Source organism: Dyadobacter sp. CY323 (assembly GCF_021390245.1).
Classification (GTDB): Bacteria; Bacteroidota; Bacteroidia; order Cytophagales; family Spirosomataceae; genus Dyadobacter.
The window spans coordinates 58,212-70,691 of the sequence record NZ_JAJUXH010000020.1; the positions used below are offsets into that span (position 1 = coordinate 58,212).

8 protein-coding genes are annotated in these 12,480 nt (G+C 48.4%); all 8 read left to right on the forward strand.

What is annotated here, in order from left to right:
- The first annotated feature begins 3 nt into the window (after positions 1–3).
- The 8 genes from LZG72_RS23515 (at position 4) to LZG72_RS23550 (ending at position 12,449) form a co-directional block, all read left to right on the forward strand.
- Complete coding sequence (locus LZG72_RS23515; RefSeq protein ID WP_233877582.1) at positions 4–480, forward strand: hypothetical protein; 477 nt, start codon at positions 4–6, stop codon at positions 478–480.
- 72 nt (positions 481–552) lie between these two features.
- Positions 553–951, forward strand: coding sequence for a hypothetical protein (locus tag LZG72_RS23520; protein ID WP_233877583.1), 399 nt, complete (start codon positions 553–555; stop codon positions 949–951).
- Positions 952–992: 41 nt separating this feature from the next.
- Positions 993–1,292 (forward strand): hypothetical protein, encoded by a 300-nt coding sequence (locus tag LZG72_RS23525; RefSeq protein WP_233877584.1) that lies wholly within the window; start codon positions 993–995, stop codon positions 1,290–1,292.
- Entirely contained in the window at positions 1,274–3,610 is a 2,337-nt protein-coding gene (locus LZG72_RS23530) for a tape measure protein (protein ID WP_233877585.1), read from the forward strand. Before LZG72_RS23525 ends, LZG72_RS23530 begins: the two co-directional genes overlap by 19 nt.
- Positions 3,610–8,214, forward strand: coding sequence for a hypothetical protein (locus tag LZG72_RS23535; protein WP_233877586.1), 4,605 nt, complete (start codon positions 3,610–3,612; stop codon positions 8,212–8,214). The genes LZG72_RS23530 and LZG72_RS23535 overlap by 1 nt, the downstream gene beginning before the upstream one ends.
- Before the next feature lie 72 nt (positions 8,215–8,286).
- On the forward strand, positions 8,287–8,727 hold the full coding sequence (locus LZG72_RS23540) for a hypothetical protein (RefSeq protein WP_233877587.1): 441 nt from the start codon (positions 8,287–8,289) through the stop codon (positions 8,725–8,727).
- An 18-nt stretch (positions 8,728–8,745) separates the two neighbouring features.
- Positions 8,746–9,219, forward strand: a complete 474-nt coding sequence (locus LZG72_RS23545) for a hypothetical protein (RefSeq protein ID WP_233877588.1) — start codon at positions 8,746–8,748, stop codon at positions 9,217–9,219.
- Between the two features lie 2 nt (positions 9,220–9,221).
- Complete coding sequence (locus LZG72_RS23550) at positions 9,222–12,449, forward strand: hypothetical protein (protein ID WP_233877589.1); 3,228 nt, start codon at positions 9,222–9,224, stop codon at positions 12,447–12,449.
- Positions 12,450–12,480 lie beyond the last annotated feature (31 nt).

Below are 12,480 nucleotides of genomic sequence, written 5' to 3' on the forward strand. Positions count from 1 at the left end.
ACAATGGCAGCAAGAGCTAATGAGGCCGTTTTAAACAAGGAGGTCAACCTTTTTGTGAATAAAGGAACGACCGGGTCTCCCAACTTTGTAATGGTTGGTTGCGGGACTTCGAAAGATTACGGCGGCGCAATTAACGTCCTAAAACTGAACTGCGACTCCGGGACCCGTAAAGTCCACGATGGGGAAGATGCCGAATACGACCTAAATTTCACGGGTTTTGTTTTCGAATACGCCAGCGCCAATGTTGCCGCGAATGTATCACGCCGGGAGTTTGAAACCTGGTTTAAAACCAACCCGCAGATCGCCAGGGAATATCGTCTTGCAGGCAAGTACGAAGACGACCTTGTTCGTGATTTCAGCGCCATTATTGCTTCATTCCGTGAGTCTGGAAATAATGGCGAGGCAAGGACATACAATATGTCATTCCAGTTTGACGGACTTCCTGAGTTCTCAGATCAGGGCGCCGGAGAGGAAGGATAAGCAACACCGTCATCACATTTCATCAACAAAAATAAGCTCCTCAGGCCTGGGGAGCTTAAAAACTAAATCGACATGGACGAATTAAAAACATTTTCAGAAACCAAGTTTAAACTGAAACTTGGTGACAAAGAACACACAGTAAATTTTGGGGTACACGCCCGCCGCCGCATCGAAGAGAAGAAACCAGGGTTCACAATATTCGGATCAGACATGCCCGATTTCGAAGTTGTCCCATTTCTGATCCAGTGCGGTATAGCCCCTGAAAGCCGCAATTGGGAAAGTGAGGATCAGTTCATTGAGTTCTACGAATCCTGCGAGGATGTTGAGGGGCTTGGCAAAGTGGCACTTGCATTTCAAAATGCATTGGGGTTTACCAATCGGCAGTTCGGGCCGGTAATCGAACGGTTGAGCGAAGTGGTAGCAGAGGCAACAAAAGAAAAAGAGGCAAATCAAAAAAGCCCGAAAAAGTAAGCCTGATCGATTGGCGGGACTACTGGCGTGATGCGGGTGCGATGGGCATTTCTCCATCTGAACTGGAAAATATCACACCATACGAATTCGATCTGCTCAGGGAGGGCCATAATAAGCATCTCAAAATTATGCAGGAGGCTGAGTGGGAACGCACGAAGCTGATCGCCTATACCTATTACGTCTTGCAGGTTGGCGGCGACAATGCCGTATCCATGGACGATTTCTTCAAAGGGGATGGACAGTCCAGTTCAGACCTGCCAGAATCAAGAAAAGTTAGTGCCAAGTACAAGGCTGAAATGGAAGCCAAAATGAATCGGATACCATGGCAGGGGAAAGCGTAGCTGGATCAAATATAAAGCTGGGAGTTGACTTCCTCGGTATTGTTACCGGGCTAAATGAGGCGCGCAAACAATTTGCCTTGTTCTCACGGGAGATAAATACCAATGTGGCGAATGCTTACAAAGCTGCGGACGCCCAACAAAAAGTATTTCGGAGCGGGTTAACGCGGCTGAGTGGCGAGCTTAAAACAATAGGCAACCAGCTATCTTTATTCGGCACACTTCCTACACTTTTCGCCGCAGGTGCTGCATTTAAAACATTCGCAGATCTTCAAAAGCTTGAAATTGGATTAGCCCAATATGGCGAATCACTAAAAACGGTACGCCAACTCGCAAAACTTCCTAATGTCAGCATTGAAGGTGCTGCACAGTCCCTATTACAATTACGGGCGGTTGGCGTTGAATCTCAATTCGCTCAGCGCAGTATCACGGCGTTTGCGAATGCATTGACTGCGGCGGGCAAATCTTCCGTTGATTTAAATCCCGCACTGACAAATATCGTGCAGATGCTTTCTACTGGCGTGGTTTCGGCTGCGGACGTCAAAGAACTTGCAAACAGGATCCCGCAAGCAAGGAAAGCGTTGATCGATGCATTTGGAACTGCTTCCGGCGAAGAATTAACCAAGAAAGGCGTTGGTGTTGTGGTTGAAGGCTTGATAAAGGAGCTTGAAAAAATCCCACCGGTAGCAGGCGGAGCGGGGATGGCCCTGGAAAAGCTTGGTGATGATGCAAAATTCGGCCTGGCTAAGATTGGCGAATCAATCGATAAATCTTTTGGTATTACCGGGACTATTAACAGTCTGGCAGATACAATCGGCGTCCTGACAGAAAAATTCATTTCCCTGGATCCCAAAACTCAAAAAGCCATTTTAGGTTTTGTGGGTATGGCCGCCATTATCCCAACACTGATCACAGCCGTGGGTGGAGCGATTGCGATTACAACCATGTTTGCAACTGGATTAGGTGTTGCAGCTGGTTCAGTGTTCGCTATTTCTGCCGCTGTTGCTATTGCCGGAACCGCCATTATAGCTAATTGGGATGATATTAAGGGTTCAGTTGGCGATACAGGCGTTTGGTCAACACTAGCCAATATTGGCGGATCGACGCTTAATGCCCTGGTTGAGCTTTTCAAAATTGCCGCTAACCTGATAACGGGCGACTGGGGAAATATGCAGAATGCCCTGATCAATATGCTAAAAAATATTGGCAACGCTGGCGTGCAGATTGTCGGCGGAATGCTTAAAATTCTTCCATCCGCTTTCAAGCTGGTTACAGGTATTAACACCTCATTTTTGACCAGCGGTGTCGACAAGCTGGTGAATGCCCTCACAATATCGGTTCCAAGTTCGGTAGGCGTTACATCTGCTGCGCTCGACGGCCTGAAAAAGAAATTTGATGATGTTCTCGGAGGGATTGGAAACATACCAAAGGCCGCTGGAACGGGCAAAGGCCTCAGTGATAATCTTGGCGCGGGCAGAGCCTATAAAGACCTGCTCAGAAAAGAAAATGAGGAGCTGCAAGAAAGGGTACGTTTACTCGAAGAAATCAAAAAAATTGGATCTGGACTTAAAGAGTTAACTGGTGTTGGCGTCCAACCTGTCTACGAAAATGATGACAAGTTCAATTCTGCACTCGCCAATAAAAGAGCCGACGAGAAGTTCAAAAAAATTGGCGACAAGTCGATATCAAAAACGGCTGCTGATGCTCAGAAGCAAGGAAACAAAGAGCTTAAACGCTCTGCTGAGGAAACACAGCAGATTCTCTCACAACAGAAGGACCGTATCAACGGGATCATAAACAGTGCCGCATCCGATGGTGTGTCAGGAATTTCTGAGCTGATCGGGGCCTTCATTGCAGGCGAAGAAAGCTTTGCCAGTTTTGGAAAGAAGCTGCTCGGGATGGTCGGTTCTGTTTTGAAAGAACTCGGAAAATCATTGATCGGGTTTGGGCTTGCAGGTGAAGCAATCAAAAACTTTAAAGATAAGCCGGGGTTGGCACTTGCGGCCGGTGCGGCACTTACGATCATCGGCTCTGCGGTTTCCGCGTCAGCCAGCAAAACAGTAAACCAGGCAAGGTTTGCCAAGGGTGGTTTCGCCTACGGGGAAATGCAGGCAATTGTCGGGGACAACCCGAACGCCCGATTTGACCCTGAAATGATCGCACCGTATTCCAAAGTTGACCAATCTATAAAAAGGAGCGTCCGGGACAGTGGCGCAAATCGTGGGTTCACGATCATTCCAGAAGTTACTCTTAAAGGACAAGATTTCGTAATCGCATTCAGAAGGGCTGAAAAGTCACTGGCAGGCCTCAAAGGATTTTAATGGCATACGGAACCAAATATCAAGCTAAGTATAAATCTGGCACAAGGGTTCGTACCATCCTTTTGCAACAAGAAGGTTATGCGGGTGGCATAACTGAATGGTTTGTCAGCACAAACGCTCCACGGCGCGAACAGGGTGCGGCAGATTCCATTTTTGGTGAGTGCATCATCACTTCCGTCCTGCGGCTCGAATTCATGTTTGATCAGCACTATGATCTAACAAGCTTCGTTGCAGAACCCCGTACTTATAAAGTCATCGTTCTTGAAGGCGCTACCGTTTTATGGTCGGGATGGGTTGAACCTTATGACACGTCCCGGGATTACCGCGGGCCTAATTACTTTGTGAGCATGGCCGCTTCGTGCGGATTGAACCGGCTGGCTAAAAAGGTTTTTGTTCCGATCGGGTATAATGAGGCGCAGGTGAATTTGAGCTACATCCAGATCATGAAGATCTGTTTAGCTTCAATCGGTATTGACAGGGTGCTACGTGTTAGTTTGTACACGTACATGAATGCTTCGCCATCGGCGCCCAATCCATTAGGTTCCGTTTTCCTTAGCATTTACAGATATTTTCCAAGCGGGCAATGGTTGGATTGCCGGACGATCATTATTGACATCCTGCAAAAATTCAACGCTGAGCTCTTCCTGCATAATAACATGTGGGTAATCCGTGGAAAGGTTGACCACGGGCTGGGATTTACCGGTTATGTAGAATTTCCGATTGAAGGTGATCCGTTCATTGTTAATGAATGGCCTGGCGGGATTGAACTGGCAGTTAACAACGAAAATAACGGCGCCATTGATGGCGGGCTCGTATCCTTACAGGCACCGGTAAGGAAATACACGGTAAAAGCAGACATGTCCGGGCTAATACCAAGTTTCACCAACGGTGGGATGCAGCTGTGGGAAGAGGGCGGATTGGTAGGGTGGCACTTTATAATCCCTCCACTGAATGTCCATGGTTGGCAGAAACGCGAAACAGGCATCGACGGCAGCCCCTTCGCACTTTATATTAAAGGGTTTGCCCAGCACCCTTATTTTAAATTCAAAAAGAAAGGTGTTTGGCCATTTAGAAAAACTGTCACAGTCCCCATTGAACCAGATCTATGGATTGAAACACCCGCGATCCGCATAAAACCCACGGACGAACAGGTAACAGTTGGCTTTGAATATTATACAGATCCAGACGCCGAAGGGTTCTTTTATTCCATCCATATCGGAATGGACAACCCGAATAGCAAGTATCCCGAGGTTTTGTGGTACAAACCGAGCGGCGCCACATTGATCACAAATGAATTTAATCATTTAATAGCCGCACCACATCCAAAGATAAATCCTGAAAACGGTGTAACGCAGTCAAAAGGAAAGGTTGAGGTCACTTTTAAAACCGACGAATTCAATAAAAACCCCTGGGTAAATTCACCAGATAAGCCGGTCTATACCTACATTAAGATCCGGTTTTATTACATGATGAACTTCACCAATAAAACGGGTGATGGATATACTATTTATTCCGTTACAGGTAAAACTGCCTCGGAAAATGAACCGGCTTCCGGTGATAGTCAGTACAAAGTAACGCTCGAACAAGAAAATAATGAGTCCGAGGAAGGCGAAACCATCAACCTGATTTCCGGGGATTACTCGGAAGGATTTTTGGGGGCAACATTCTGGCCGGATGGGCCAACCGGGAAATGGAAGAGGCGCGAAAATGATGAGGCGTTCAGCATTTATCGTGTCATGCTGCTCGACAGGCTGGCCGTAACCTATGCAACCCCCGATGTAATTGAAGCTTCGTTCAAAATATTACCGGGAGGCCAGGATATTAGTTTTTTAAACTACCTGAGGTTTACTGATCGAGGCGACCAGCTTTTTAAAATTGTCCGGTTTAGCTTTGATGAGTACCGCAGGATTGCAAGCGTTACCGCAGTTGAGTTTAATTACACGACCCTGACGAATGTTATCCAGAAAAACTATACCGATGCACAAGGGCTTTTAGATAGCGAAACAAACGGGGACGGTATTTATCCCGGTGACGGTACGCCCTCAGGAAGGATTGGTGCGGAGGAGGAACTGCTTCCCGAGGATACGGAAACGGAAACAAAGAACGGACGAACCGGTATTTTCGAGGACGTCCCAACGCTGTATTATACAGTTTCTGAACGCAGTTTCGACAGTGTCAACTTAGAAGAATTTTTATCCGAGGCTTATTTAGATGAGGAACAAGGCGAGGATATTGAGGAAGAGGACCGGCATGATCCAGCTGATTTTGTTCTTTCGTTGGTTGATAAACCGGCATGGGTTGAGTCGGTCGTAATTGAAGGCTTGAATGTTTCTGCGACTGCAAAACCAACTGTCACAGGGACATTTTATTTGATCCTTTCGGTAGTTGATGATGCATTTGGAGTAATTCCTAATGTCAAAATACCGATCATCGTTTACCCGAAAACGGTCATCAAGTATACATTGCTGGATACGTCCGGCGATGCACCTGTTATTGTAGGCTCCCTTCCGGGATCGTGGCCTTTACCTGCCAGATGGAACATTCAGATCAACATATCCGGGCCTCATGACGCGTATCAATTCACAACGCAAGGCGGAGGTGCTACGGGTAAAGAGATCAGCGAGACCCGGGCGGAGACAGTCAATACCACGCAGCAGGGAACGTATTTGATGTTTGAAGGAGACGGGTTGACAACATCGGCCGGACTATTCAGGACTTACGCCCTGACAATCCTGGAAGATCGTAACGTCAGTAACCAGAATATCACCTTTGTTCTTTACGATGATGAATTCTTAAACACGGCGAAATTCTTCTTCACGCAAGGTGCTGCTGACATTTCCCAGATCGACCCGGCCGGTACAAGCAAATTTGAGGATCCGGGCACGTGGGATACCAGGGCATTAATTGCCGAAACACCGCATGATAAGGCCATTATTCGTTTAAATGCCGATGATGGATCAGTAATTAAAGAGCGGGTAATCACCCACGAAGATCCGGTAACAGATCAATCCTATCCGGTATACGGTGCTGATGAGGCACATCCACTCGCGCAGTACAACACCTCTATTCTTCTTTTGCTTGAAGGTGCGGAAGTGCTGATGCGGTACGTTGATTTTGAAACCGTAAAGAAAAAACCTGAGCCGGTTGGGGGTTTGATGCAGCTGCTTGAAAAAGCAGATAATTCCCAAAGCTTCACGGTTGTTGGCGATTTACCGGAAACGGGCGGATCGTTTGACCTTGTGCCCTGGAATATCGGCTCTGATGCTGAAACTGACCCGTTCGACTGGGAAGGTGACTACATGGCGCAGCTCAAAGGCGGGAAATGGGTTGAGGTAGATATTTCAAAACACACCGGCCGGCCGCAGTTTGTGGCCTATGGTTATGAGATCACCTTCTCTGATTACAAAGCTTTTGATAACCTTTCAAGCGTTGACATTGGTAAGATACACGGGGAGCCGTCCACTTTTCAGTACATCCGTACCCGAAAGTTAGGCGGACAGTCTGGCGAGGTTTCCGCAATCCTGAAAACGGAATTCTCGTTCGGGCCAGCGGTAGACACCGGCGATGTTGAAGATTCTGATCCTACGGCTGAAATTGTAGCGGTTCGGGCTGGCGCCGGTATGCGGGAGCGTGTGGTCGATTATGTCAAATACCTGGATAATGCCGTTGACGGGGAGACGCTCGAAGTTTTTGAACCTGAATCGCCTGACGATCCTGACTCGGATCCGGTCAACCATATCCGGGTAAAACAAAACGGGATCCTGTTTGAGCACATTCAGGAAATCCCGACCATGACGTTGATCGGGAATTTGACAGCTGGGGACCTGACGCCTTACGCGGTACTGGTTAAAGACATTTTCGAAGAAGCAGAGGTGGGTGATTTGGTTACGCCGATTGCCATCCATAATCACATGGTTACCTATGTGACCGAGCAGCTTGAAGATGCGATAACCGGTACGATTGGATACGTGCCTATATACAACACCGTTCACACTTTTGAGGATAGTATTATCCGTCAGTTGGCGGGGAAAGTCGGGTTTGGGATTGACGCCACCGAAACAATACATGCATCCGGGAATATTCTGGCAACCGGCCAGCTGAAATCCGGCATTGCAACAGGTACAGCGCCTATTACCGTGCTTTCCACGACACTGGTTACCAACCTGAATGCAGATTATTTAGACGGTGAGCATGGTGCTTTTTACCTAAATTGGGATAACTTTACAAACTATAAATCAATACTTGCTGGAAATGGAATGACGGGGGGCGGACTGCTTGATTTGAGCAGGACTTTGACCTTAGGGCTTCCTTCGACGTTGACGAATTCAACGACCAATGCCGTTTCGACTTCGTCGCATACGCATGAGATTGAAACATCGGATCTGATCGCAGGCACGAACATCCATTTCTCCACTTCTGGGGCAGGTGTGATCCTCGGGCCGAGTAATATCGTAATCAGTGCGATTTCGATGCCTTGGAACGACGTAACAAGCAAGCCTACCGATCTGGCCGGTTTTGGGATACTCGACGGGGTCACGTATACGCAGCACATAACTGCTCTGGCATTAAAAGAAAATACTTTTGCCAAAGGCGATATAATCTAGGGCTTCGGGCTGTCTATTACAGGAGGTACGCTCTTAAATAAACTGGTCGGAAGCGATGATGTAACCTTTGCTTTGGAAACGTCTGGCGTAGGCGCCGGCACATACAGATCAGTTCAGGTTGACGTCTATGGTAGAGTGATAGCGGGAAGCAACCCGACATCACTAACCGGATACGGACTGGATTCAACGGTTTACACCAAAACGCAAGTTGATGCCCTGCTTTCCGGGCTAGGTTCAGGGGTCGGAGGGGTAGGAGATGGACTTTATGGTCGAGCTGCTATCTGGAACGGTACGGGATCAATAACAGCAAGCGGGATCATGAATGACAATGGCTTTCAAATCACAATAAACGGGCACCTGGTAATAAACAACGGGATATTCGCGGTCGGTAATTTTTCCAGCGCCCCCTCAGGAGCTGGCCCCGGATCGATCGCATACTCGACCACTGGGCGGTTTTATGGGTTCAACGGAACGGTATGGAAAGACTTCCAATATGGATTATCAACATGGTAAAACTAAATCGAAAAAACAATGAAACTTCATCAATTAAAACAGCTTAAACTTCAAATCGATGCAATCTATTCACAGAGGGCACTTGGCTTAAAGAATGATCTCCGCCTCGGGAAACTGGGACGCTTGGCTGTTGACCACATTGACTACGAAATCAAATTCGATATGATCCGTGGCAAAAAAAAGCTTATCGAATCTGAGGTACTTGATACCCTTTTGAGAGATAAGAAAGAAGGGGTAACTAACGCACTAGTTTTTCAGACCTGTCATCAAAGAGAAGACTATCGAGCCCTGAACAAAGAAGAGAATGAGGTGTGGGAAAGTGAAGTGGAGTTCGATTTTAAACCGGTTGAGGTTCCATTCTCAGATATCATTTACGACCGGTTCAAAGACGACAAAGTACAAGTGACGTTCAGGGACGCCACTTATTCGGTTAATCCATATCTGTCATTACAGGCATTAATAGAACAAGACTTCATCACAATTCAAGAATAAAAATGAAACGATTACTCAGTTTTCTGCTGCTGCTTGTATCAGTTGGCGTCTTGGGGCAAACCAGTAACCTGCCGTCGAGTATGGGCACTTTTACGGTATTCAAGAATGCCAACGCGCATATTACAATTATCAAACCAACCGATTATACGATCCCCAACCCGTTTGTCGAGATCTGGAATAATGGGCAAAAGCTTTCTGATTCAACCAGCATAACGGTATCCAATGACACCGTTAGATTTTCGTTGACCAAAAAGCAGCTGGCGCCATTGAGCCGGAACCCGAAATTTTTTATAGGACAGGTATCCGGAGTTGACACAACCTACATACTGGGGGCCAACATTCAGCCAACAATAGACGTCGGGGTGCCTACAGCCTTAACCAAGACTATCACTCTGCCTGGCAATGTTGTGTTCAGGGTGAACCTCATTGGTGACGCAGCAGAAGCGATACAGGCTTCAATATCGGCGAAAGCCGCAGAGCAGAGTGCATTGACTGCCAAGGCCGTGGCGGAAGCCGCACGTGATGCAGCTCTCATCCAGCCTGGGTTATACGCAACCGAAGCACTTGGCCGCGCTGCGGTAGCTGATGGGCAGCCTTTCAAAGTTCAGGGTGCCGGTGATATGGCGGCTTTCGAATATCGCAGGATAAGCAGCTCGGTTTCCACGCTGATCACAACTTATCCAAGCTCTTCCGCTGTCGACAACCTTACGCAGGTGAGCGTAGGGAGGTTGACGCGGAATTTGCCTGTTCCGCTCACTTTCACGCGGTACCTTTCAACTGGCGTCGCGACCACAGCGGGTAATATGGTCCAGGTAAAAAGCGCGGACCGCAGTGTATCTGTTACCGGCTTTACGGACCAGACGACAAACTCGCTGATCACCGATATGCAGACTGGTGTTTCCAGTTCAGGGTTAACAAAAGTATCGCTCGAATTTACCCCGTCATCACTTGTCACAACGGATCCTCATTTTGGGATTGGTTTCGTCAGTGGGGCGGACAGGATTATCTTCCTTTGGCGAAATACCGGCCAGTTATCTTATATAAAAGCAGGGTTAGCTCCCGTGAACACGATGCTAAATGCAGATGTGATCAGGGATTACGTGGCGACCAATCAACTTAAAATGGAACTGGTCTTCGGTGGCGCGTCCACGACGATCAACCTTTACATTTCCGGGATCCTGGTAACGACCACAACGTCTTCATTTCTTCCAACTGGTGACTTGATCATTGGCGGCCGGGGTAGCATGAACCTGGTGTACACGCTGACGACCGAACAGAACTCAGGCATTCCAGCAGCTTTAAACACGGCCAGGGCGTATACCGACGCACAGATTGCACCCATCGACGTGCAGCTTGCATCGCTGGAAGATAAGGTTTCTGTTTCGTCCGTTTCATTGGCCGGACAGGTTACACCAACTGCTGGCGTTGCCAGCGGCACAGTCCGTACACGTTTTGACGCGCAGCCTATCCCGGCGTTAACGGGAACGATAAAAATCAGCCAGCTTAAAGTTCAGGTAGCGGTGGCAGGGACAGGAAGGGTGAAGGTAATTTCACCAAACGGGCCATATTTTGCTGAGGAATACGGGCTTTCGCATGTTTTTACGACAGGGGAAAACATACTCCCCGGATCGCTGTTCTCTTCCTGGGTTCTGGAACCAGGCTGGTACATAGCCTTTGAACCGACCGGCACGATGCAGTTTTCGGACATAGTAGGCGGTGGGGGTAACAGCTGGGCTATCTTTGGTGATATCACGTCCGTCGCCGCAGTTGGTTCCTCGTATATTCTGCAATACCGGGCTGATCTGGTAGCGAGTACTTACATCAACGAGATCATAGGGAATTTAACGGCAGGCACGGTTCCAGCCTTCTATGTCTCAGATGCTACCGGGAATGACACCAACGACGGCCTTACTGAATCGACCCCATTTAAAACGATCGGCAAAGGGATATCCAGTTGTGTGGCCCGGCCGCCCACGCAGGTTGTAGTATCGGGTGGATCCTACTACGAAACCCTGGACATGTCAATGATCGTGTCAGGTCATATCCGGATCGTGGCGAAAAATAACGAGGTGGTACGGGTAATGGGCAGCCAGAAGTTAACAGGATGGACGAAAACCTCAGGAAGGACAAATATCTATGAAGCCTCATTTGCCGGTACTATCCCCACATGGGCACATACCTCGGACGGTTTACCGCGCATTTTTGAAGATAAAAACCCGTCCAAATTGATACCGGACGCAGAGGTGCATCCACTCCAAAAAGGACTGACGCACAGATTGCCCTATACAGAGATCGGGCAGGTAGTGGCCGGTGTCGACCTTCCAGCAACGTTAACCGCTCTGGATGCAGCACCCGGGAAATACTACCTATCAGGCGGAAAGGTTTACCTGAACGCTTCCGGCAGCACAAACCCCGCGTCAAATGGGTTTGATTACCATATCCCGGTTCGCGCAACCAACATTGTCCCTTCCTCCGGCAATCCGGGTGCATTGGCCAGGGTGGACTATGAAAATATCCGGTTCATGTTTTCAACGTCCGGCCTGATTTCTTCCGGCTTTTCATTGGTCACGCGCATAAACTGCACTGCGATGGGGGTGGTCGACGCAAACGGAGGTTTCCGTGATGATGGCGCACATGTGATCAGCTACAAAGACGAAGCGGCCGGATGCAGTAACGACGGGTTTAACCAGCATTATGATGCCTATAATGGCAACCATCCAACGGACGATTTACGGCGCGGGGTTGGGTTAGGCATTTACTACGAGGTATGGGCGCACGATAACGGTGATGATGGCATGTCGGGGCACATCCGGTCAGAAATAACGGTTTACGGGGGGTTGTCTGAAAACAACACAGGCGGCGGCGGGTTCACCCCAGCCAATGGCGGCGGGTTTAAAGTTTACAATGCATTAGCCCGTACCAATAGCATCGGGTTCAGCATGACCAACAGCTCCGCAGGATCAGGGCGCAACCACACATCTTTACTTGCTGTTAACTGCTATGCCATAAATAACACGGTTGGGTTTCAGAATAACTCTGAGTCGGGCGCAATCATGGACCTGCGTAACTGCGTAGCCCGGGAATCGTCTGTGTTCAATTACCGGGCCACATCGGCAGGTGCGATCCTGAACGCAAGCAACTGTCTTTCTTCTCATACCAATTCTGCCAAACATAAGTCGGCAGGGACCGGGACGATCAACGTCATCAACGATCCGGTCTTGGCGCCGTAGTAAAATTTCATACACCAAACTAAAAAGAAGG

Excerpts from the sequence above, each read along its gene's own strand:
- LZG72_RS23520 (WP_233877583.1), top strand. The coding sequence starts at position 553 with ATGGACGAATTAAAAACATTTTCAGAAACCAAGTTTAAACTGAAACTT.
- LZG72_RS23535 (WP_233877586.1), top strand. The coding sequence starts at position 3,610 with ATGGCATACGGAACCAAATATCAAGCTAAGTATAAATCTGGCACAAGG.
- LZG72_RS23550 (WP_233877589.1), top strand. The coding sequence starts at position 9,222 with ATGAAACGATTACTCAGTTTTCTGCTGCTGCTTGTATCAGTTGGCGTC.
- LZG72_RS23525 (WP_233877584.1), top strand. The coding sequence starts at position 993 with ATGGGCATTTCTCCATCTGAACTGGAAAATATCACACCATACGAATTC.
- LZG72_RS23515 (WP_233877582.1), top strand. The coding sequence starts at position 4 with ATGGCAGCAAGAGCTAATGAGGCCGTTTTAAACAAGGAGGTCAACCTT.
- LZG72_RS23545 (WP_233877588.1), top strand. The coding sequence starts at position 8,746 with ATGAAACTTCATCAATTAAAACAGCTTAAACTTCAAATCGATGCAATC.
- LZG72_RS23530 (WP_233877585.1), top strand. The coding sequence starts at position 1,274 with ATGGCAGGGGAAAGCGTAGCTGGATCAAATATAAAGCTGGGAGTTGAC.